Source organism: Mycobacterium kyogaense (assembly GCF_003254575.1).
Classification (GTDB): Bacteria; Actinomycetota; Actinomycetes; order Mycobacteriales; family Mycobacteriaceae; genus Mycobacterium; species Mycobacterium kyogaense.
The window spans coordinates 80,139-102,407 of sequence record NZ_QJUA01000002.1 but is presented as its reverse complement, the minus strand read 5'-3'; the positions used below and the strand labels follow the sequence as shown (position 1 = coordinate 102,407).

The following is a 22,269-nucleotide window of genomic DNA, read 5'->3' as shown; positions in this document are numbered from 1 at the left end:
TGGGGTGAGGCCCTAAGTCCCTGTCGCGCAATCCCTTCCCACAGTGGGATGGAGTCATGCCCGAGAACACGATGCGCGCTGCCGTTGTCCATCAGCTGGGTTCGCCGCTCACGATCGACGAACTCGAACTGCCCAAGCCCGACGACGGGCAGGCTCTGGTGAAGCTCGAGACGTCCGGGGTCTGCCACACCGATCTGCATGCCGCACAGGGTGATTGGCCGGTGAAGCCGACGCCGCCCTTCGTTCCGGGCCATGAGGGGTACGGCACCGTGGTGGCGGTCGGGAACGGCGTGGACGACCTGAAGGTGGGGGACAAGGTCGGCAACGCGTGGCTGTGGTCGGCGTGCGGTCGCTGTGAGTACTGCCGCACCGGGTGGGAGACGCTGTGTGAACACCAGCGCAACGGCGGCTACACCGTCGACGGCAGCTTCGGGTCCTACATGCTGGTCGACGCGGCGTACGCAGCGCGCATTCCCGACGGTGTCGACCCGGTCGAGGTGGCGCCGATCCTGTGCGCCGGCGTCACCGTCTACAAGGGCCTGAAGGTCACCGACACCCGGCCGGGGCAGTGGGTGGCGATCTCCGGCATCGGCGGGCTCGGCCACGTCGCCGTGCAGTACGCGATCGCGATGGGGCTGCGAGTCGTCGCGATCGACGTCGACGACGCCAAACTCGACCTGGCCACCCGGCTCGGCGCGGAGGTCGTCGTCAACGCCCGCACCGCCGACGTCGTCGCCGAGGTGCAGAAGGCCACCGGCGGCGCGCACGGCGTCCTGGTCACCGCGGTGCACCCGGAGGCGTTCGGTCAGGCCATCGGCTTGGCGCGCCGGGGCGGCACGATCGTGTTCGTCGGCCTGCCGCCCGGGGACTTCCCGGCGTCGATCTTCGACATCGTGCTCAAGGGCCTCACGATTCGGGGTTCCATCGTCGGAACGCGCCAGGACATGGTCGAGGCCATCGACTTCTTCGCCCGTGGTCTGATCCACCCGACCGTGCACACCGCGACGCTCGACGAGATCAACGACGTCTTCGCCCGCATGGAGCAGGGGCGCATCGACGGCCGGGTGGTCATCGACTACCGATGAGGGCGTTTTGACCTGCGGGGACACGCCCCGGTAGGCTGCCTCGTTGGCGTGCGCTGCGCTTGTCGTGTACCTCGGGTCTCCGTCGGTCGCCGAGGCAGGTGCGAGCGTGAATGCGAAAGCGTACGCCTGACCGGCACCCGGAACCCCCGGGATCCACCCGAGAAAGAAGCAGAGGTAGCGCTGTGTCTACGTACACGCCGAAGGCGGGTGACACCACACGCTCGTGGTACGTCATCGACGCCCAGGACGTGGTACTCGGCCGGCTCGCCGTCGAAGCAGCCAAGCTGCTGCGCGGCAAGCACAAGCCGACGTTCACGCCGAATGTCGACGGCGGTGACTTCGTCATCGTCATCAACGCCGACAAGGTCGCCATCAGCGGCGACAAACTGACCAAGAAGTTCGCCTACCGCCACTCGGGGTATCCCGGCGGCCTGCGCAAGCGCTCCATCGGCGAACTGCTGCTCAAGCACCCGACCCGGGTCGTGGAGAACGCGATCGTCGGCATGCTGCCGCACACCAAGCTGAGCCGTCAGGTGCAGAAGAAGCTGAAGGTGTACGCCGGCCCGAACCATCCCCACGCCGCGCAGCAGCCGATTCCGTTCGAGATCAAGCAGGTGGCCCAGTGACCGAACCCGAGTACACGACCGAGAGCGTCGAGGTTGTCGAGCCCGCCGACACCGGCGCCTACGCCGAGGCCGACGAGGCCCCTCGTGAGCCCGTCGTCATCGACCGTCCGATCCAGACCGTCGGCCGCCGCAAGGAGGCCGTCGTGCGCGTCCGCCTGGTGCCCGGCACCGGCCAGTTCCACCTGGACGGCCGCACGCTGGAGAACTACTTCCCGAACAAGGTGCACCAGCAGCTGATCAAGGCTCCGCTGGTGACCGTGGACCGGGTCGAGCAGTTCGACATCTACGCCCACCTCGATGGTGGCGGCCCCTCGGGTCAGGCCGGTGCGCTGCGCCTGGCCATCGCCCGCGCGCTCATCATCGTGCAGCCGGAGGACCGGCCCGCGCTGAAGAAGGCCGGCTTCCTCACGCGTGACCCGCGTGCCATCGAGCGCAAGAAGTACGGTCTGAAGAAGGCCCGCAAGGCGCCTCAGTACAGCAAGCGCTGATCAGTCCACACGCAGGCGCCCGGTTGCTCTTCGGAGCGGCCGGGCGCCTGTCTTTGCCCTGTGAGCGTGCTGCGGGCATTAGGGTGCTCGCAGAATCCCGTGAGAGGTTGTCACCATGGCTCGACTGTTCGGCACCGACGGAGTGCGCGGCGTCGCCAACCAGGACTTGACCGCCGAGCTGGCGCTCGCGCTGGGTGCGGCGGCGGCGCGGCGGTTGACCAGAGCGGCCACCACGGGCCGGCGGCTGGCCGTCGTGGGGCGCGATCCCCGGGCCAGCGGCGAGATGTTGGAGGCCGCGGTGATCGCCGGTGTGACCAGCGAGGGTGTCGACGCGCTACGCGTCGGCGTGTTGCCCACCCCTGCGGTCGCCTTTCTCACCGCCGCGTACGACGCCGACTTCGGCGTCATGATCTCGGCATCCCACAACCCGATGCCGGACAACGGCATCAAGATCTTCGGACCCGGCGGGCACAAGCTGGGCGACGACGCCGAGGACCGCATCGAGGAACTGGTCCGCCAGGGTCCCGGCGAGCGGCCGACGGGCGCCGGTGTGGGCCGCGTGCTCGACGCCGACGACGCTCTCGAGCGCTATGTGCGCCACGTCGAGACGGCGGCGCGGACCCGACTCGACGGGCTGACCGTCGTCGTGGACTGCGCGCACGGCGCCGCCTCGGTGGCCGCGCCGCTGGCGTATCGGGCCGCCGGCGCCAACGTGATCCCGATCAACGCCGAGCCGGACGGGTTGAACATCAACGACGGCTGCGGCTCCACCCACATGGAATCGCTGCGGTCGGCTGTGGTGTCCTACGGCGCGGATCTGGGGCTCGCTCATGACGGGGATGCCGACCGCTGTCTGGCCGTCGACGCGCACGGGCGCACCATCGACGGTGACGCGATCATGGTGGTGCTGGCCCTGGCAATGCAGGAATCCGCGGAGCTGACCCGCAACACGCTGGTCGCGACGGTGATGAGCAACATGGGCCTGCATCTGGCGATGCGTGAGGCCGGTATCGAGGTGCGCACCACCGGGGTGGGGGACCGGTACGTCCTCGAGGAACTGCGCGCCGGGGCCTATGCCCTCGGCGGGGAGCAGTCCGGGCATGTCGTGCTGCCGGCCTTCGGCACCACCGGCGACGGGATCGTGACCGGGTTGCTGCTGATGGCCCGGATGGCACAGACCGGCCGTAGCCTGGCCGATCTCGCGGCGCCGATGCAGACGCTGCCCCAGGTGCTGATCAATGTCGCGGTGGCCGACAAGGCGACTGTCGCGGATGCTCCCTCGGTGCGTGACACCGTCGCCGAGGTGGAGGCGGAGCTCGGTGACACCGGCCGAATCCTGTTGCGTCCCTCGGGAACCGAGCAGGTGGTGCGGGTGATGGTGGAAGCCGCCGACGAGGACACCGCACGCCAGATGGCGGCGCGTGTCGCCCAGTCGGTCAGCGCGGAGTCCTGACCTCACCGATCGGCGGGAACCGACGCGGCTCCTCGTGCGTCCAATGAGGTATGGGGAGCACAGGCGTCGACGTGGGTGCGCTGCGCGCCGTCGCGAGGGAGTATGAGCGGGTCGCCGAGATCGTCGACCGTGCGGTACGAGATCATCTGCAGCAGTTGGCGTTCGGCGGTTCGACGGCCGGACGGGCGTATGTCGCGCACGGTGAGGCGCTGCGGACCGCGCTGCGTGACCTGACGACCTCGGTGGCGCAGTGGTCCCGGGCGGCAGGAGAGATCGCGTCGGCCCTGGACGTCTCGATCGACCGGTACATCGACGCCGACGAGCGCGCTGCCGGACGGGTGGGGTAGTGGCATACGACGTTTCCGGCCGGCTGGGGCAGGGTCGCCCGCCGGTCGAGACCATGGCGGCGTATGTGTGGGCAGCTCACCAGGTGGGGTTCGCGGACCCGGACCTGACGCTGCACCCGGGTCAGATGCGCGACTGGTACGGCACCGAGGACGGTATGGATCTCGTTGTGCTGCAGCGTGACTGCGCTGCCGTAGACGCAGCGGTACGGGCGACGCGGGAGGCGCTGACCGGGCACGAGGATCAGGCCGGGATGTTGTCGGAGGCCTGGCAGGGATCGGGTGCGCAGGCGGCGCGGCAGTTCCTGCACCGCCACGGCGTGGCAGCTGCGGCGGTCGCCGACGCTCTGACCGCCGCAGCCGCTGCGCTCCAGCGCGCGCTCGAGCAACTCTGGCGCGCCGTGGATTCCAAGGTCGAGACAACGGTCGCCATCGAGGCCGAGGCCGGTGCCGCCCGGGAGCAGTGGCTGGCTGCCGCCACGACTGTGACCTCCGGGGTCGGGGATCGCGCCGCCGCAGCCGAAATGGTGGACGGCGCAGTGAAGCCGTTCGTGCAGAACCGGATCGGTGCGGAGTGGCTGACCGCGATGCAGGCCGCCGGCGCGACTGTGGCCGAGACCTACCGCACCGCCACCGCCGAGATCATGGGACGCCCGCCTGCGGTGTTCGAGATTCCTGGCGCGCTCGGCCCGAGCGCACCGAGCGCCCCGGTCGCGTCGTCTGTTCCTGCTGCGCCATCTCCTGTCGCTGTCTCCGCGCCCGCTCCTGCGCCCGCGCTCGCGCCCGCGCCGACAGCGCCGGCGGCCTGGACGGCCCCGCCACCACCTGCCGCCGCACCGCCTGCGCCTCTGCCCGAAGCGCCGCCCGCGCCCCTGTCGGATCTCGGTGGCGGCGGGGCTTTCCCGCAGGTGGGACAGCGGTTCGCCGATGCGCTGGGCGGGCTGCTGGGCGGCGGAACGGGAGACGGCATCGCGGGCGATGCCTTCGACCCGCCGGCCGACCTAGAACCACCCGAGCCCGACGAGCCCGAAGACGACGAGCCCGATGACGAGGAGCCCGAAGACGGGGAGGAATCAGAGGACGAGGAGTCGGAGGAGCAATCCGAAGAGCCGATCACCGACGAGCCTGCCACCGAAGAGCCTTTCGCAGAGTCTGTTTCGGCGGAGCCCGAACCAGAGGCCGTCGTGCCGCCGGAACCCACGCCTCTACCGCCCCCGGCTGAACCGCTACCCCCGCCGCCGACCGAGGAGCGCACCCCCTGCGAGATCGCCGCCGACGAGGTGCCGCAGGTCGGCCCGCCGCCGGTTACCGAGACAGGTGGCGGCTGATGACGAGTCGCTGAATCTGGTTGGTGCCCTCGAAGATCTGCGTGATCTTCGCCTCGCGCATGAACCGCTCGACCCGGTAGTCGCGGGTGTATCCAGCGCCGCCGAGCACCTGGACGGCGTCGGTGGTGACCTTCATCGCCGCATCGGTGGCGACCAACTTGGCCACCGATGCCTGACGCGAATAGGTCAGCCCGGCGTCGCGGCGCCGGGCCGCGTCGAGGTAGGTGGCGCGCGCCGAGTCGACTGCGGCGGCCATGTCGGCGAGCAGGAATGCCAGACCCTGGTGGTCGATGATCTTGCGGCCGAACGTCGTTCGTTCCTGGCTGTAGGCGACCGCCGCGTCGAGTGCCGCCTGAGCCAGCCCCACGGCGACGGCTGCGATGCCGAGCCGTCCGGCGTCCAGCGCGCTGAAGGCGATCTGCAGACCTTGACCTTCGGCACCGATCCGCCGCTGCTCCTCGAGGAACGCCCCGTCGTAGTGGGCGGCGGTGGTGGGTACGGCATGCAGGCCCATCTTCTCCTCGGGCCGCCCGAATGTCAGGCCGTCGAGATCTCCCGGCACCAGGAAGCACGAGATGCCCTGTGACCCTTCGCCGGTGCGGGCGAACAGCGTGTAGAAGTCGGCGACACCGCCGTGGGTGATCCATGCTTTCTCGCCGGTGATGCGGTAGCCACCGTCCGCGGCGGACGCCCGGCAGGTGAGCGCAGCGGCATCCGAGCCCGCCTGCGGTTCGGAAAGGCTGTAGGCGCCGATCGTCGATCCGCCGAGCATGTCGGGCAGCCAGCGCGAGCGCTGTTCGTCGGAGCCGAACGTCATCAGCGGGTGACAGGAGAGCCCGTGCACGCTGACCGCGACTGCCACTGCCGCCCACCGTGCCGCGAGTTCCTCGAGCACCTGCAGGTACACCTCGTAGGGCTGACCGCCACCGCCCCATTCCTCGGGGTAGGGCAGGCTGAGCAGCCCCGCCTCGCCGAGCGTGGTGAACACGCCGTCGGGGTAGCTCTCGTCCTTCTCGTGCTGGTCGACGACGGGGTCGAGCACCTTGTCTGCGATGGTGCGCGCGAGCTCGATGAGTTCGTGGGCCTCGTCGGTGGGCAGAAGGCGATCCACTGGCATACTTCGGACAGTACTACAGGGTTGTCTGCAGTACTATCGAGGCAATGAGCACGCCTGCCTTCGCCACCCGCCGGCGCACAGAGCTCTTCGACGCGCTGGTCGCGTTGTTCCTCGCCGAAGGTTTCGCGCATTTGACGCTCGACGAGATCGCGGCACGTCTGCGCTGCTCGAAATCCACGCTCTACACGTTGGCCGCCAGCAAGGAACAGCTGGTCACGGCGGCTACCAAGCATTTCTTCCGCACGGCGACGCAGACGGTCGAAGAGCGTGTCGCGGCGTCCGACGGCGCCCGCGAGCGGGTCACCGCTTACCTGCAGACAGTGGGCGAGGCGCTCGATCCGGCGTCAGATCGGTTCATGGCCGACCTCGATGCGTTCGCTCCGGCGCGCGCCATCTACGAACAGAACACCCGCATCGCGGCGCGTCGCGTCCAGGAGTTGATCGCGGCCGGGGTGGCGGCGGGGCAGTTCCGCGATGTGCACGCCGCGTTCGCCGCCGAGGTCGTCGCGACGATGATGGTGCGCATCCAACAACGCGCGGTGCGCGACCGCACCGGTCTCGAGGATGCGGCGGCCTACCGCGAACTCGCCGCGATCGTCACCGGCGGGATCCAGGCCTGAGTCAGATCGTCGTGACGTAACCGCCGTCGATGCGGACGTCGGCGCCGGTGATGTTGGTGGCGCGATCGCCGGCGAGGAACAGAGTCAGATCTGCCACCTCTTGCGGTGTGGTGAATCGCCCCGTGGCTGCGCCGGCGGCGACGGCGTCCACCACCTGATCGGGTGAACCGCCACTGGCGGAGGCGAATTGGGCTGCGACCCCGTCATCGGCGAGCCACAGACCGGTGGCGACCGGTCCGGGGCTGATGGTGTTGACGCGAATGCCCTTCGGGCCGAGCTCTTTCGACAGACTCTTCGCGTAGTTGGCCATCGCGGCCTTGGTGGCGCTGTAGTCGATGATGTTCCACTCGGGCAGTGTCGCGTTGACCGAACCGATCATCACGATCGCGCCGCCGCCACGCGCCAGCAGAAGGGGGATCGCTTCGCGCGTCGTGCGGACCGCCGACAGGAAATTCAGCGACCACGAGGCCGTCCAGTCGTCGTCGGTGACCGACTGTGAGCCGGCGAATCGTGGGGTGACGGCACCGGCGTTGTTGACCAGGATGTCGACGCCGCCGCGCTCGGCGGCCGCCGCCACGAGCGCCTTGGGGCCTTCCGCGGTCGACAGATCCGCGGCGACGAACATCGCGGAGCCGTTCGCCTCGAGCGCTTCGAGCCCGGGACTGTTCGTGCGAGCCCCCGCGACGACGAAGGCGCCCGCTTCCGCGAACGCTTGGCTGATCGCGAGCCCGATGCCTTTGCTCGCTCCGGTGACGACGGCGATCTTGTCAGTCAGCTCGATCCGCATGCTCGGCACTCTGCCAGAGCGCAGTCAGTCCGCCAGGTCGAATGCCTTCAGAACCTTCGTCGGGGTGACACGGACCAGCAGTTCGCCCGGCACGCCGTTGCGTCGGCCGAACTCCTCGGCGCGCTCGGCTCCCATGTACCGCCCGCCGATACGGGTGGCGAAGGCGCGTACTTCGTCGAGATCCTCACTGGTCGTCGCGGTGCCCTGCACCTGAACGAAAGAGAACGGAGGCCGGTCGTCGTCGCAGCACAGCACCACGCGCGGGTCGCGGGCCAGCGCTCGACCCTTGGCCGTGTCCCTACCGGTGTTGAACACGAGCTGCCCGTCGTCGACGACGAACCACACGGGGGCGACGAGCGGCCGGCCGTCGGCGGCGACGTACCCCAGCTTGGCCGTGCGGGTGCCATCGGACAGGAACGCGATGACGTCCTCGGTCAACTCGGTCATGAAGTCCAGATTAGGTCCCTCGATGCGATCGGCGAAGAGATCCGAGAACCAGCCGATCCGAGGCCAGCTCATAAGCTTGCGTCGGGGTGAGGGATTCCACCGATCGCAGCATCCGGCGGATTTCTGTGTGCACCCTCGGCGCTGCGCGCCGCAGCGACTCCACCCGCTGCGAGACCACTTGATCGAGCAGGTCGACGTCGTCGACGACCTCGTTCAGCAGGCCGATACGAACGGCGTTCTCACCGGACACCGCCTCGCCGGTAGCTGTCAGCCAGAAAGCTTCTCGCCGCCCGATCATGGCCGGAAGCCACGCGAGGACGAGCGCGGGCGCCAGGTCGATGCGCACCTCGGGGAAGTACAGACGGGCGGCCCGGGTGGCTACCGCCACGTCGCACAGCGCCGCCAAGCCGACACCGAATCCGCCGGCGTCTCCGTGCACCCTGGCGACCGTGACCAGAGTCGTCTCGGCGAGCGCCTCGTTGACGGCCATGAGTCGGGCGACCTCGAGTGGGAGGTCGTCCGGCGTCGCCGCGGTGCGCTCACGACCGAGACAGAAGTGGTCACCGGCGGCGGTCAGCACCAGGACGTGTGCACCCGCGGGCGGCGTCCGCAGCACCGCAGCCAGGGCGTCGCACATGTCCATCGTGATGAGGTTGCCGTCCGGGGCGTCGATGAGCGCCGTCAGCACGTCGCCGTCTTGGTTGAGTGACAAGCCGTCTGCCACGGGGAGTTCTGCGAAGGTCGTCATCAGTTGAGCCTCTCTAGTGCTACGCCGCCATACCAATCCACGTCGCTGTCCGCCGTCCGTACTGTGACAGCGCGGACGTGGGTGAAGTCATCGAACGACTCCGTTCCTCCTTCGCGGCCGTGCCCGCTGTCACGCACACCACCCCATGGCGAGCAGGGATCCAGTCGGTGGTGGTCGTTCACCCAGACGATGCCCTGTTCGAGCTTGGCCGCGACGCGGTGCGCGCGGGCTACGTCGCGGGTCCAGATCGATGAACCGAGGCCGTACGCGGAGTCGTTGGCGATTGCGATCGCATCCGCCTCGTCCCGGAACGGAATCACGACGACCACTGGTCCGAAGATCTCCTCGCGAGCGACGCGCATCTGGTTGTGTACCCCCGCGAGGACCGTGGGTGCAACGAAAAAGCCTTCCAGTCCAGGGATCTCGGGGGAGTAGCCGCCGGTGGCCACGGTTGCGCCCTCTGTTCGACCGATGTCGACGTAGTCGAGGATCCGCCTGCGGGCTCGGTCGGATATCACTGGCCCCAGCTGCGTGGTGGGAAGACTCGGATCACCGATCCGGATGCGCTCGGCCTGATCTACGAGCGCCGCTACGAACTCGTCGTAAATGGTGTCCTGGACGATGATCCGCGTACCGGCGATGCACGTCTGGCCCGCCCCGATGAACCCTCCGAATGCCGTTCCACGGGCGGCGACATCGACAGGGACGTCGTCGAAGACCAGGACCGGTGACTTGCCACCCAATTCGACAGTCGATTTCGCGAAGCGGTGCGCGGTTGCCACGGAGATCGATCGACCCACCTCAGTACCACCGGTGAACACCACTTTGTTCACCTGCGGATGCTCGGCCAGTCGTGCCCCGGTCACCGGTCCGAGGCCCGGCACCACGTTGAGCACACCCGGTGGCAGGCCGGCCTCCAATGCCAAAGCCCCCACCAGCAGGGCCGTCAGCGGCGTCTGCTCGGATGGCTTGAGCACCACGCTGTTGCCGGTGGCGAGCGCGGGGGCGACACTCTTGGACGCAATCATCAGTGGGTGGTTGAACGATGACAGAGTCGCGACGACGCCGATCGGGAAACGCGATGTGTAGGAATGGTATTCACCTGACATGGGCACCACTGCGTCGCGCGAGGCGAGTAGGAGCGCCGCGTTGTACCGGTACCACTCCGGGAGTCGAGTGATCTGGGCCTTGGTCTCGGTGATCGGTCTACCGTTGTTCACGGTCTCCAAGCGGTACAGCTCGTCCATGTCGCGCTCGAGGAGGTCGCCGAAACGGTTGAGGATCCGGGCACGCTGATGGATCGGCATCGTCGACCACACACCCGATTCGAATGCGGTTCGGGCTGAAGTGACGGCGTCGTCGGTGTCGTCTGCACTGGCGCTGTGGCAGCGGGCGAAAACCTTTGCGGTAGCCGGGTTGACGATCTCGAGCAGCTCACCGCGACCGGCCCGCCTTTCCCCGTGGATCAGCAGCGCGTGCGCGGATTCGCCGTTGGTACCCAGCAGTGTCGAGGCCGAGGAGGTGGACTGTTCTGGCATGACGTGATCTCTTCTGTCGTCGGGAAGTCAGGCGGGGACTGGTGAGCGGACGGCCGAAGCCGTGGCCTCGAGGTCTTCGAACCGGCGGAGGATGGAGGCCTCGAGCACGGCCACCTTCTCGTCGGAAGCCTTGCGCGGCCGGGCGAGGTCTACGACGATGTCCTCGTGAATCGTTCCGCCGGGGGCGAGCATCAGAATCCGGTCGGACAGTTCGGCGGCTTCGCTGACATCGTGGGTGACGAAGACGACCGTCTTGCGGGTGGCGGCCCACAATTCCTGGAGGTGCTCGCGCAGGCCGCGGGCGGTGATGGCGTCGAGGTGGCTGAAAGGTTCGTCCATCAACAGCACGTCGGGCTCGACCGACAGGGCTCGGGCGATACCGACGCGCTGCTGTTGGCCGCCCGACAATTGGCCGGGCCACTTCTTTTCGGCGTGGCCGAGGCCGACACGTCGAAGTGCCTCGTGGACACGTTCTTTCGCGGCATTGTCGCGTACCCGCTGGACGTACATCAGGTTGTCGAAGATCGACCGCCACGGCAGGAGTCGTGGTTCCTGGAACACGTAGGCGAGCTTGCCCGGCCGCTGGGACGAACCGATGGTGACTGATCCGCCGGAGGCGGACTCGATGCCGGCGATGATGTTCAGCAGTGTCGTCTTGCCGCAGCCGGAAGGGCCGACGAGCGAGACGAAGGATTGGTCCGCGATCGTGAAATCGATCCCGTCGATCACGGTTTGCGGGCCGGTCGGGGTGCTGAAGACCTTGACCAGCTTGGTGACGACTACTTCAGCCATGGGAACTCCTTCTCGGGGGTGTGGGTCATGCGGCGATGGTGGTGGGTGCGCCGGGTTCGCCATCGCGCCAGCGGAATGCGCGACGCGTCAGCCGCTCGAGGACCACCCGGTCGGCGATGACCATGAACAGGATGAAGAACGCGATCCAGGCGACGAAGCCGGGTAACTGGTTGGCGTCGTACCAATAGCGCGCGCGGTGTCCCACGCCGTCGGCCGACCCGAACCACTCCGACAGCAGCAGCCCGTTCCAGCCCGACATCACCCCGAACCGGATACCTGCGACGGTGTATCCGGTGACCGCGGGCAGGACGACATGGCGCACGCGGCGGGGCGACGGGACGCCGTAGGACTGCGACATGTCCAGTAGCGCAGGGGGGATGGAGCGTGCCCCGGCGGCAACGTTGACGACGACGAAGGGAATGGCCGACAGCACCACGGTGACGATCGGTGCGGTGTCGGAGAATCCGAACCACATCGCGCACAGAAGCGCCCATATCACCGCGGGAGTGGCGAGCCCGACGAGGTTGACATCCCCGAACATGTCGTCGAACAGACGCGATGAACCGATGGCCAAGCCGATCGCGACCCCGACGACGATCGAGATCGCCATGCCGATCCCGAAGCGCTGCATGCTGATCAGGAAGTTGAAGAAGAATTCTCCGCGTTCCAGTTCTCTGATCGCTGCCGCGACGACTGGGGCGGGGCCGGGAATGCGCGCGTGGAACATGCCGACGCACTGCCACAGCAGAGCGAACAACAGCGCGGCGGCCACGCTCGCACCGAAGGGGCCGGTGAGCCATGAACGCTGTCGTGCCGTGGTGGTGGTCGAGGGTTCCGCGGTGGTTGCGGTCATGTCAGCGACCTCCTCTCCATGCGAAGAAGCGCCGTTCCAAACCGGCAAGGAGAACGCGCTCGATGAGCAGGATGAACAGGACGAAGAAGCCTGTCCACGCGAGTACGCCGGCGACCGAGAACTCTTGGTAGGACTGCCGGATCATGAAACCGATGCCGCTGCGGCCGCCGAACACCTCGGTGAGCGCCTCGACCTTCCATGCCATCGCGAATCCGTACCGCAGCGCTGCGAACAGGAACGGCATGATCGACGGTAGGAACACTGAGCGAACAATGGTGCCTCGTCCGAGTCCGTACACGGCGCTCATGTCGACGAGTCGGCGATCCACCTCCTCGACGCCTTGCGCCACGTTGAGCGCAACGTAGGGCAGCGCAACGAAGGCGACGACGACGACGGGACCGATCGCACCGATGCCGAACAGGATCAGGGCGAACACGGCGAAGGCGAGCCCGGGCACATTGCCCAGCACCAGCAGCGGCTGCTGGAAGAAGTAGTTCAGGTACTTCGACCGTCCCATCAGCAGGCCCAGGGGCACGCCGACCACGGTGCCGATGGCAAAGCCGAGTGCGATTTTCACGATGCTGGAGCCGAATTGGACGAACGCGGTGCCGTCGGCCGCGAGGTGCCACATCTCAGCACCGACGGTCCACGGGGCGGGCAGGACGTAAGGGGTGAACAGCAGTAGGGAGCAGGCCGACCAGGCGGCGATCAGCGCGGCGTAGCCGATCGCAGCGAGCGCGCCGCGACGGATCCTGCGTCGGTGTGCGCTCGGGAGCGCGGGTGCGGAGGCCCGGGGTGTGGCTGCCGCGGTATCGCGTTCGTCAGCGGTGACCGTCATGAACCGTTGCCGCCCGCAGAGACACGGAAGTTGGGCAGTGCCTGGGCCTGATCCATGAAGCCGGTTTCCTTGAGGAGCGGGAAGACCTGCGATTCGCCGTCAGCCCATTGCTGGTCGAAACGGATGTCACGGACGAACCAGTCGTTGGTGTCGACGTACTGCTGGACGAATTCGACATCCTCGGGCGCCCCGACGGCGAAGTGCTGCGGGTAGGTCTCGATGATGGTGGCCTTGTTGGCCTCCCACTCCTGCAGACCGCGCTGCCAGACGTCGAGGAAGAACTCGACCTGTTCGGGATTCTCCTGGGCCCATTCCGCGCCGGCGAGGAAGACGTTGATCATCGGGCCCTCGTGACCGGGCACCACCAGCTCCGCGTACATGTCCTTCGATGCCTTGCCGTCGTAGAGGACCTTGAGCTCACCGCTGCGCAAGCCGGGCGTCGCGAACTCGGGTAGACAGACGCAGGCGGCGACCTCGCCACGCTGCACCAGGTCTGCCTGCTGCTGGGGATCGGCCACAATGATGTTGTAATCTCCTCCGCCGGAACGGAAGTCGACATCGTGCATCTTCTTGGCGTAGGCACCCCAGACGAGCGTCGCGGAGACGGCTGTGAAGGCGGAGATGTCCTGACCTTTGAGATCGGCCAGGGTGGTCGCCGGATTGTCGGCGCGCGCGATGATGACGCTCCGGTCCATGTTGTATTTGCCGATGACCACTGTGTTGCGGCCAGTCTCTTCTTCGATCACAGGGACCTCGTAGCTGGCCGACGAGACGATGTCCGCATGGCCGCCGGCGAACACCCCGAACTCGTCCCACGTCGAGGATGCCTCGATGGTGATGCCGGATTCGGCCTCCATCTCGTCGAGGATTCCCTTGTCTGTGATGAAGTCCCAGACGGGATCGGGAGCGAAGGTGAACCTGATGACTCCGCCGTCCCCGCTGGCCTGGTTGGGCCGGGACACGCAGGCCGACAGCGTCGCCGCTGTGGTGGCGACCACGAGGAGGGCCGAGAGCCGTCGTGCGAAACCGTTCACTGGTGGGTTCCCTTCGTTAGTGCGCGAGGCGACGTTGCCTGCGACGCGGGTCCGGACTCTGCCTCGTGGAGGCTGATGATCTCGTCTGCCCCTGTAGCCGTTGGGTTTTCGAGAAGATAGGTGAGGATGTAGTCGTGTGACGTGGCGAGGTGCTCGCGGGTGAGCTGGGCTGCCCGTGCCGCGTCGCCGCTTTCGACGGCGGCCATGATCGCGAGGTGCTCAGCGTGGAGGTGATCGGTCTGACCGATCACCTCGAGATGTACGTAGAGATAGCGATCGGTGAGGCGGCGCAGCTGCTCGACCAGCTCGACCGTCCGGGGCCGGCTGGCGCGCTTGTAGACCGCGGCGTGGAATTCGGCGTTCGCGACGATCCACGCGCGGGCATCGTTGCTCTGCTCCATCGTCGCCAGGTGCCGGCGCATGGTCAGGATGTCTGCGCGACCGACGTTGGGCACAGCGATCTGCGTGGCCATCGGTTCGACGGCCTCACGGAGTTCGTAGAGCTCCTGGAGTTCGGGAACCGACATTCCGGTCACCACCGCCGTCGCGTTGGACGCCGGATTCACGAGTCCTTCGGCCGCCAACAACTGGAGCGCATCCCGGACGGGGATGCGGCTGACGCCGAAGCGCTCCGCCAGACGCAGTTGTGAAAGCCGGGAACCGGGTGCGATGTCACCGTGCAGGATCTCGTCGCGCAGCTCCCCCGCGACGCGTCCGGCAGCATTTTGGTATGCCATTTGACCTCCGTGTGTACCAGTAGCTTGAACTGTATACAGCAGATGGAGTGAGGTCAATCACTATGGGGAAGTGAAAGGGTGCGCGTCACACCCCGAGGGCGGCCCTCAGGGCAGCAGCGACTGCAAATCCTCCATGAATGCCACGGACTCGCGTCGGTCACCGGAGAGCGGATGCACAAGCAGGGTCGTCACGCCGGCCTCGGCGAACGCCGCGACCCGCTCGGCGACGAAGCCGCGAGGCCCCACCAGGGACACGTTGCGCACCAGCTCGTCAGGCACGGCGTCGATCGCCTCGGCCTTCTTGCCTGCCAGGTACAGGTCCTGGATGTGATCGGCCACCTCGCCGAAGCCGTAGCGCGTCGCGAGGTTGTGGTAGAAGTTCTTCCCGCGCGCGCCCATCCCTCCGATGTAGAGCGCCAATTGCGGCTTCGCCCAAGCCAATCGGTCTTCGACGTCGTCGCCGATCGCCAGGCTCGCGCTGACCATCACGTCGAGCGGGCCCAACTCCGGGTCTCGTCGCGCAGCACCGGCGCGCAGTGCCTCGCCCCAGACGTCGTCGGCCTTCTCCGGATAGAAGAACACCGGCTGCCAGCCCTCGGCGATCTCCGCGGTCAGCTCGACGTTCTTCGGCCCCAGCGCCGCGATGGTGATCGGAATACGTTCGCGGACAGGCTGATTGATGATCTTGAGCGGTTTACCCAAGCCGGTGCCACGGTCCGCCGGCAGCGGCACCTGGTAGTGCTTGCCCTCGTAGCTGACGCGCTCGCGGCGCCACACCTGACGGCAGATCTCGACGACCTCGCGGGTGCGGCCCAGTGGCGCGTCGAACGGCACGCCGTGGAAACCCTCGACCACCTGGGGGCCCGAAGTGCCCAGTCCGAGGCGGAATCTGCCGTCGGAGACGTAGTCCAGGCCGGCGGCGGTCATCGCCATCAGTGCGGGGGTGCGGGTGTAGATCGGCACCACCCCGGTGCCGAGCTCGATCCGCGAGGTGCGTGCGGCGAGGAAGCCCAACTGGCTGATCGCGTCATAGGAGTAGGCCTCGGGCACCAGCGCGATGCCGACACCGATCTTCTCGAGTTCGACGACCTCCTCGACCGCCTCGAGGAACCCGCCCGCATAGTTGAGAAAGATGCCTGTGCGCATGGCCTAGTTCTACCGCCTCAGGAAGTGAGAAGAGCCTCAGGGTTTGAGAAGAGCGGTGACCTTGTTCTCCAGATCGACCGGATCATCGGCGAAGGGATCCATCAGCTCGGTCTTCGGCAGCGCCGCCTCGGGATCGGCGAAGGCGCGATAGGTGCCCTTGTCCTTCTCGCCGGCCAACATGTGCAGGAAGTAACCCGTCATCAGGGCCCGCACGATCCGCTGGGTGCCCTTGTCGGCGCCGGGCAGCCCGACGACGGTCGCGAGACGCCGGCCCTCGACCAGCCCGCCGGCCTTGGTTTTCGACGTCGTCCGCAGCGTCGCTGGCTTCCAGGCGCGAGCCAGTTCCACGGCATTGGATCGCAAAGTCATCGGGTCGCCGGGATCGGTGAGGATCAGGCCCGGCACCGTCAGTCCTGCGGCCGGCTTCTCGGCAGGCGGGCTGCTGACCAACGGGTAGGCCGCGACGACAGCCCTGGGCTTGTTCGGCATGCCTGCCGCGGCGAACACGGCTGCAGAGGCGCCGAATCCGTGGCCCGCGAGGCCGAGCTTGCCGGGGTGCACGCTGATGTCGCCGCCGCCGAGCCGCACACCGGCGATGATGTCCAGCGCCGTGCCCATGTCGTAGGCGAGCGTCAGCACCGACGGCGCCAGCGACGTCTCGGTGTTGGGCGCTGCCGCGACGATGCCCCACGACGCGAGGTGCTCCAGCGTTCCGCGGTACCGCTCGGCCGATGTGATCCAGTCGTGGCCGAAGACCACGCCCGGCAGATTCTTCCCGCTCGCCGGGGTGTAGACGATGCCGGGCAGCCCGGCAAAGGCCAGGTCACCGCAGAGAACCTTGTGCGGCCCGCGGCGTGTCAACGCGTTGAAGAGCTTCTTCGTGCTGGCCACCCGACGACCGTATCCCACCCGGCAGACGGTGTCGTCTGCCGTACCCTGGATGCCTATGTGTGGAATCGTCGGCTACGTCGGGCAGCGCCCCGCCTGCGAGATCGTCGTCGACGCGCTGCGGCGGATGGAGTACCGCGGGTACGACTCCTCGGGAGTGGCGTTGCTCGACGGTCACGGCGGGCTGACGGTGCAGCGCAAGGCTGGGCGGTTGGCCAACCTGGAGTCCGCCTTGGCCGAGCAGAGCAGCGAGGATCTGGTCGGGTCGACGGGTCTGGGGCACACCCGCTGGGCGACGCACGGGCGCCCGACGGACCGCAACGCCCATCCGCATCGCGACGCCACCGGCAAGGTCGCGGTCGTGCACAACGGCATCATCGAGAACTTCTCGGTCCTGCGCGCCGAACTGGAAGCCACCGGGGTCGAGTTCGCCAGCGACACCGACACCGAGGTGGCCGTGCACCTGGTCGCGCGCGAATACGACTCGGGCGCGCACGCCGGTGATTTCCCGGCTTCAGTGCTGGCGGTGCTGCGCCGGCTGGACGGCCACTTCACGCTCGTGTTCGCCCACGCCGATGACCCGGGCACGATCGTGGCGGCCCGGCGGTCCACACCGCTGGTGGTCGGTGTCGGGGATGGCGAGATGTTCGTCGGCTCCGATGTCGCGGCGTTCATCGAGCACACCCGCGATGCGGTCGAGCTCGGGCAGGACCAGGCCGTCGTGGTGACTGCCGGCGGCTATCGGATCACCGATTTCGCCGGCAACGACACCCGGGATTTCCGCGCCTTCCACATCGACTGGGACACCTCGGCCGCGGAGAAGGGCGGCTACGACTACTTCATGCTCAAGGAGATCGCCGAGCAGCCCGCGGCGGTGTCCGACACGCTGCTGGGCCATTTCGCCGACAACCGCATCGTGCTCGACGAACAGCGCCTCTCCGATCAGGAACTACGCGACGTCGACAAGGTCTTCGTGGTGGCCTGCGGCACCGCCTATCACTCCGGGCTGCTGGCCAAGTACGCGATCGAGCACTGGACCCGGCTGCCTGTCGAGGTCGAGCTGGCCAGCGAGTTCCGCTACCGCGATCCTGTGCTGGACAGCCACACCCTGGTGGTGGCGATCTCGCAGTCCGGGGAGACCGCGGACACGCTCGAGGCGGTACGTCACGCCAAGGAGCAGAAGGCCAAGGTGCTGGCGGTGTGCAACACCAACGGCAGCCAGATCCCGCGCGAATGCGACGCGGTGCTCTACACCCGTGCAGGACCGGAGGTCGGGGTCGCCTCGACCAAGACGTTCCTGGCCCAGATCGCGGCGAACTACCTCGTCGGTCTCGCGCTCGCGCAGGCGCGCGGCACGAAGTACCCCGACGAGGTGGCGCGCGAGTACCGCGAACTGGAGGCCATGCCCGAGCTGATCTCGCGGGTGCTGGCCACCAGTGAGCCGGTCTCTGCGCTGGCCACGCGGTTCGCCTCGGCGCAGACGGTGCTGTTCCTGGGCCGCCACGTCGGCTACCCGGTGGCGCTCGAAGGTGCGCTCAAGCTCAAAGAGCTGGCCTACATGCATGCCGAGGGCTTCGCCGCCGGTGAGCTCAAGCACGGCCCGATCGCGCTGATCGAAGACGATCTCCCGGTCATCGTGGTCATGCCGTCGCCGAAGAATTCTCCGACGCTGCACTCCAAGCTGCTGTCGAACATCCGCGAGATCCAGGCCCGCGGCGCGGTCACGATCGTCATCGCCGAGGAGGGCGACGACACCGTGGCGCCGTACGCCGACCATCTGATCGAGATCCCGGCCGTGTCCACGCTGATGCAACCGCTGCTCTCGACCATCCCGATGCAGCTGTTCTCTGCCGGAGTGGCCCAGGCGCGCGGCTACGACGTCGACAAGCCGCGCAACCTCGCGAAGTCGGTTACCGTCGAGTAACCTTCTGACCTGCGCGATTATGACTCTCGTGTCAATTTAAGGAAGAATTAAGGGCGCTCTGTTAACGCCGCCCTCCCCGGGGCCGATAAACGAGTAACAGCCGTTCTGCCAGCAGCGGCCGCCGGTGCCACGCGCCCGGTGTACGACGGAATTTCCCGTCACTGCGGCCCACTGCCGCATGAGATACAGACCCCCACAGTCCCGGTGACTGTGCGTTGGTGTCTGTCCGACCCTCGGGGGCACAGGATGAACGTGCACGAACACCAACGCGGCCGCTTCGTGGTCCGCCCGCACCGCGACGACACGACGGTCATCCTGTACGTCGAGGGCGACCTCGACGTACTGACCGCGCCCACCCTGGGCACTCACCTCGACGTCGCCCTGTCTGGTGCCCCGAAGATGTTGATCGTCGACATCACCGGTGTGGGGTTCCTGTCCTCGGCCGGCATCAGCATGCTGGTCGAGACCCATCGGCTCACCGAGCGTGCCGGCATCTCGCTGCGCGTGGTCGCCGAAGGGCCTGCGACCGCGCGGCCGCTGCGCATGATGAACATCGACGAGATCATCGACCTCTACCCGACGTTGCCCGACGCGCTCAGCGGCACGAAACCGGAGTAGCTCACCACGTACCGTTGGGTCGATGCGGCACTACTACTCCGCCCAGCAGATCCGTGACGCCGAAGCACCTCTACTCGCGTCTCTTCCCGACGGCGTGTTGATGCGGCGGGCGGCCTTCGGGCTGGCCACCGCGATCGTCCGCGAGCTGGGCCGCGAATCAGGCGCTGTCGCTGGAAAGACCGTCTGCGCTGTGGTCGGCTCCGGGGACAACGGGGGTGACGCGTTGTGGGCCGCCACGTTCCTGCGTCGCCGCGGCGTCGGCGCGTCAGCGGTGCTGCTGAACCCCGACCGGGCGCACCCGGCCGCACTCGCGGCGTTCCGTCGGGCGGGCGGACGGATCGTCGAAAATGTGCCCGCCGCAACCGATCTCGTGATCGACGGGGTGGTGGGCATCGGCGCCAGCGGGCCGCTGCGACCCGCCGCCGCCGACGTGTTCGCCGGCACCGACGCGCCCGTGGTGGCCGTCGACATCCCCAGCGGAGTCGACGTCGCGACCGGCACCGCCGACGGTCCGCACGTCACGGCCGCGGTGACCGTGACGTTCGGTGGCTTCAAACCCGTGCACGCTCTCGGGCCTTGCGGCCGTGTCGAACTCGTCGACATCGGCCTCGACCTCCCCGAGGCGGACATTCGCGGCTTCGAGGCCGCCGACATCGCCGCCCGCTGGCCGGTGCCCGGCCGCACCGACGACAAGTACACCCAGGGCGTGACCGGCGTGATGGCCGGCTCCGCGACGTATCCGGGTGCGGCGATCCTGTGTACCGGGGCCGCCGTGGCAGCCCACTCCGGCATGGTGCGCTACGCGGGAACTGCTGCGGCCGAGGTGGTTTCGCATTGGCCGGAGGTGATCGCGACATCGGATTTCGCCACCGCCGGACGGGTGCAGGCGTGGGTCGTCGGCCCCGGTCTGGGCACCGACGCCGCCGGCGAGGCCGCGCTGGCCTTCGCGCTGGACACCGACCTGCCTGTGCTCGTCGATGCCGACGGGCTGACGATTCTGGCCGCCCATCCCGACCTGGTCGCCGGCCGACAAGCCCCGACCGTGCTGACGCCGCACGCCGGCGAATTCGCCCGACTGGCCGGCGGACCGCCGGGAGACGATCGCGTCGCGGCCACCCGCGAGCTGGCCGACCGGCTCGGAGTCACCGTCCTGCTCAAGGGCAACGTGACCGTCGTCGCCGAACCGGGCGGTCCGGTGTACCTCAACGTCGCGGGTCAGGCCTGGGCGGCGACCGCGGGCTCCGGCGACGTGCTCTCCGGTGTCATCGGGGCACTGCTGGCCGCCGGACTGCCGCCCGTCGAGGCGGCCGCGGCGGGGGCGTTCGTGCATGCCCGCGCCGCCGACCTCGCCGCACGTGATCCCGGACCGGCACCGGTACCGACGTCGTCATCGCGCATCCTCGCTCATCTGCGAACGGCACTCGGCTCGATCCTCTAGAAAGGATCACATGCCCAACGTCTCGCGCCACTCCTCGCTGACCCCCGCGTACTGCGGCCGCCTGTCCACCTCGCCGATCCCGGCCCTGCGACTGCCCGACGAGTCGATGGAGCCCGACCAGACCTACCGCTTCATCCACGACGAGCTGATGCTCGACGGCAGCTCCCGCCTGAACCTGGCCACCTTCGTCACCACATGGATGGATCCCGAAGCGGGACAGCTGATGTCGGAGACGTTCGACAAGAACATGATCGACAAGGACGAGTACCCGGTCACCGCCGCGATCGAGCAGCGCTGCGTCTGCATGGTCGCCGATCTGTTCCACGCCGAGGATCTGCGCGACGACGACCCGTCCAGCGCGATCGGCGTGTCGACGGTCGGATCCAGTGAGGCGGTGATGCTCGCAGGCCTGGCGCTCAAGTGGCGGTGGCGTCAGAAGCTCGAGGCGGCCGGGCAGGACTGGAAGGGCCGCACACCGAACCTCGTGATGGGCTCCAACGTCCAGGTGGTGTGGGAGAAGTTCAGCCGCTACTTCGACGTGGAAGCGCGCTACCTGCCGATGGAGCACGGCCGCTACGTGATCACCCCGGAGCAGGTGCTCGACGCCGTCGACGAGAACACGATCGGCGTGGTGGCGATCCTGGGCACCACGTTCACCGGCGAGCTGGAACCCGTCGGCGACATCTGTGCGGCTCTCGACTCGCTGGCCGCCGAGAAGGGCCTCGACATCCCGGTGCACGTCGACGCGGCCAGCGGCGGCTTCGTGGTGCCGTTCGTGCACCCGGACCTGGTCTGGGACTTCCGGCTGCCGCGGGTGGTGTCGATCAACGTCAGCGGGCACAAGTACGGGCTGACCTATCCCGGCATCGGCTTCGTGGTGTGGCGCAACTCCGAGCATCTGCCCGAGGAGTTGGTGTTCCGGGTCAACTACCTGGGCGGGGACATGCCGACGTTCACGCTGAACTTCTCCCGGCCCGGTAACCAGGTCGTCGGGCAGTACTACAACTTCCTGCGGCTGGGCCGCGACGGCTACGCCACGGTGATGCACTGCCTCTCCGACACCGCCCAGTGGCTGGCGCGAGAGCTCGCCGGTATGAGCGTCTTCGAGGTGATCTCCGACGGATCGGCGATCCCCGTGGTGGCGTTCACGCTGGTCGAGGGCACCAAGTACACGGTGTTCGACGTGTCGGCACTGCTGCGCAGCTACGGCTGGCAGGTGCCGGCCTACACGATGCCCGACGACGCCACCGACGTCGCGGTGCTGCGCATCGTGGTGAGGGAGGGCTTCTCGGCGAACCTGGCGCGCGCGCTGCGCGACGACATCGTCGAGGTGCTCGGCAAGCTCGACAAGACCGGCGTGGGCGGATTCTCCGACGAAGCTCACTTCGCCCACTGACCTGTCTCCGTCGGCGGCCTGGGA

The 22,269-nt window shown here is 67.9% G+C and carries 22 protein-coding genes and 1 pseudogene; 11 read left to right on the top strand and 12 right to left on the bottom strand.

The features are described from left to right. The first annotated feature begins 56 nt into the window (after window positions 1–56). The 6 genes and pseudogenes from adhP to DMB80_RS02450 all read left to right on the top strand — a co-directional run bounded on the left by adhP (window position 57) and on the right by DMB80_RS02450 (window position 5,324). Entirely contained in the window at window positions 57–1,085 is a 1,029-nt protein-coding gene (adhP, locus tag DMB80_RS02475; protein ID WP_205538491.1) for an alcohol dehydrogenase AdhP, read from the top strand. A 182-nt stretch (window positions 1,086–1,267) separates the two neighbouring features. After that, window positions 1,268–1,711, top strand: coding sequence for a 50S ribosomal protein L13 (rplM, locus tag DMB80_RS02470; RefSeq protein WP_046363974.1), 444 nt, complete (start codon window positions 1,268–1,270; stop codon window positions 1,709–1,711). A 33-nt stretch (window positions 1,712–1,744) separates the two neighbouring features. Then, window positions 1,745–2,199: pseudogene (gene rpsI, locus DMB80_RS02465) on the top strand (30S ribosomal protein S9). Between the two features lie 115 nt (window positions 2,200–2,314). Then, window positions 2,315–3,652, top strand: coding sequence for a phosphoglucosamine mutase (gene glmM, locus DMB80_RS02460; RefSeq protein WP_111508421.1), 1,338 nt, complete (start codon window positions 2,315–2,317; stop codon window positions 3,650–3,652). Window positions 3,653–3,702: 50 nt separating this feature from the next. Next, window positions 3,703–3,999 carry a DUF7162 family protein gene (locus tag DMB80_RS02455; protein ID WP_111508420.1) on the top strand — a complete coding sequence of 99 codons (297 nt, stop codon included), beginning with the start codon at window positions 3,703–3,705 and terminating at the stop codon, window positions 3,997–3,999. Further along, window positions 3,999–5,324 carry a hypothetical protein gene (locus tag DMB80_RS02450; protein ID WP_240430970.1) on the top strand — a complete coding sequence of 442 codons (1,326 nt, stop codon included), beginning with the start codon at window positions 3,999–4,001 and terminating at the stop codon, window positions 5,322–5,324. The genes DMB80_RS02455 and DMB80_RS02450 overlap by 1 nt, the downstream gene beginning before the upstream one ends. Here the strand turns inward: DMB80_RS02450 and DMB80_RS02445 are convergent. Beyond that, window positions 5,302–6,441 (bottom strand): acyl-CoA dehydrogenase family protein, encoded by a 1,140-nt coding sequence (locus tag DMB80_RS02445; RefSeq protein WP_046363970.1) that lies wholly within the window; start codon window positions 6,439–6,441, stop codon window positions 5,302–5,304. The genes DMB80_RS02450 and DMB80_RS02445 overlap by 23 nt on opposite strands. Before the next feature lie 44 nt (window positions 6,442–6,485). Between DMB80_RS02445 and DMB80_RS02440 the strand changes: the two genes are divergently transcribed. Continuing rightward, complete coding sequence (locus DMB80_RS02440) at window positions 6,486–7,061, top strand: TetR/AcrR family transcriptional regulator (protein WP_111508419.1); 576 nt, start codon at window positions 6,486–6,488, stop codon at window positions 7,059–7,061. A 1-nt stretch (window position 7,062) separates the two neighbouring features. Here DMB80_RS02440 and DMB80_RS02435 read toward each other — a convergent pair whose 3' ends face one another. From DMB80_RS02435 to DMB80_RS02385, 11 genes are all read right to left on the bottom strand, one after another. Further along, window positions 7,063–7,848: an oxidoreductase gene (locus DMB80_RS02435; RefSeq protein WP_111508531.1), complete on the bottom strand. Its 786-nt coding sequence runs from the start codon at window positions 7,846–7,848 to the stop codon at window positions 7,063–7,065. A gap of 24 nt (window positions 7,849–7,872) precedes the next feature. Further along, a complete protein-coding gene (locus DMB80_RS02430; protein WP_111508418.1) occupies window positions 7,873–8,295 on the bottom strand; it encodes a PPOX class F420-dependent oxidoreductase in 423 nt (140 codons plus the stop codon). Between the two features lie 10 nt (window positions 8,296–8,305). Then, window positions 8,306–9,043 (bottom strand): enoyl-CoA hydratase/isomerase family protein, encoded by a 738-nt coding sequence (locus tag DMB80_RS02425; RefSeq protein WP_111508417.1) that lies wholly within the window; start codon window positions 9,041–9,043, stop codon window positions 8,306–8,308. Continuing rightward, window positions 9,043–10,581, bottom strand: coding sequence for an aldehyde dehydrogenase (locus DMB80_RS02420; RefSeq protein WP_111508416.1), 1,539 nt, complete (start codon window positions 10,579–10,581; stop codon window positions 9,043–9,045). Before DMB80_RS02420 ends, DMB80_RS02425 begins: the two co-directional genes overlap by 1 nt. A 27-nt stretch (window positions 10,582–10,608) precedes the next feature. Further along, window positions 10,609–11,373, bottom strand: coding sequence for an ABC transporter ATP-binding protein (locus DMB80_RS02415; protein WP_111508415.1), 765 nt, complete (start codon window positions 11,371–11,373; stop codon window positions 10,609–10,611). Between the two features lie 25 nt (window positions 11,374–11,398). Next, window positions 11,399–12,226 carry an ABC transporter permease gene (locus DMB80_RS02410; protein WP_111508414.1) on the bottom strand — a complete coding sequence of 276 codons (828 nt, stop codon included), beginning with the start codon at window positions 12,224–12,226 and terminating at the stop codon, window positions 11,399–11,401. A gap of 1 nt (window position 12,227) precedes the next feature. Further along, window positions 12,228–13,064: an ABC transporter permease gene (locus DMB80_RS02405; RefSeq protein WP_111508413.1), complete on the bottom strand. Its 837-nt coding sequence runs from the start codon at window positions 13,062–13,064 to the stop codon at window positions 12,228–12,230. Next, complete coding sequence (locus tag DMB80_RS02400) at window positions 13,061–14,098, bottom strand: ABC transporter substrate-binding protein (RefSeq protein ID WP_111508412.1); 1,038 nt, start codon at window positions 14,096–14,098, stop codon at window positions 13,061–13,063. The genes DMB80_RS02405 and DMB80_RS02400 overlap by 4 nt, the downstream gene beginning before the upstream one ends. Further along, window positions 14,095–14,835 (bottom strand): GntR family transcriptional regulator, encoded by a 741-nt coding sequence (locus DMB80_RS02395; RefSeq protein ID WP_111508411.1) that lies wholly within the window; start codon window positions 14,833–14,835, stop codon window positions 14,095–14,097. Before DMB80_RS02395 ends, DMB80_RS02400 begins: the two co-directional genes overlap by 4 nt. Window positions 14,836–14,940: 105 nt before the next feature. Next, window positions 14,941–15,981, bottom strand: coding sequence for an LLM class F420-dependent oxidoreductase (locus tag DMB80_RS02390; RefSeq protein WP_111508410.1), 1,041 nt, complete (start codon window positions 15,979–15,981; stop codon window positions 14,941–14,943). Between the two features lie 36 nt (window positions 15,982–16,017). Further along, entirely contained in the window at window positions 16,018–16,872 is an 855-nt protein-coding gene (locus DMB80_RS02385; protein WP_111508409.1) for a dienelactone hydrolase family protein, read from the bottom strand. A 55-nt stretch (window positions 16,873–16,927) separates the two neighbouring features. Between DMB80_RS02385 and glmS the strand changes: the two genes are divergently transcribed. From glmS to gad, 4 genes are all read left to right on the top strand, one after another. After that, entirely contained in the window at window positions 16,928–18,793 is a 1,866-nt protein-coding gene (gene glmS / locus DMB80_RS02380; RefSeq protein ID WP_111508408.1) for a glutamine--fructose-6-phosphate transaminase (isomerizing), read from the top strand. A 246-nt stretch (window positions 18,794–19,039) separates the two neighbouring features. Then, window positions 19,040–19,411, top strand: a complete 372-nt coding sequence (locus DMB80_RS02375; RefSeq protein WP_111508407.1) for an STAS domain-containing protein — start codon at window positions 19,040–19,042, stop codon at window positions 19,409–19,411. A 22-nt stretch (window positions 19,412–19,433) separates the two neighbouring features. Beyond that, on the top strand, window positions 19,434–20,849 hold the full coding sequence (locus tag DMB80_RS02370; protein ID WP_111508406.1) for an NAD(P)H-hydrate dehydratase: 1,416 nt from the start codon (window positions 19,434–19,436) through the stop codon (window positions 20,847–20,849). Between the two features lie 10 nt (window positions 20,850–20,859). Beyond that, window positions 20,860–22,245 carry a glutamate decarboxylase gene (gene gad / locus DMB80_RS02365; RefSeq protein WP_111508405.1) on the top strand — a complete coding sequence of 462 codons (1,386 nt, stop codon included), beginning with the start codon at window positions 20,860–20,862 and terminating at the stop codon, window positions 22,243–22,245. Window positions 22,246–22,269 lie beyond the last annotated feature (24 nt).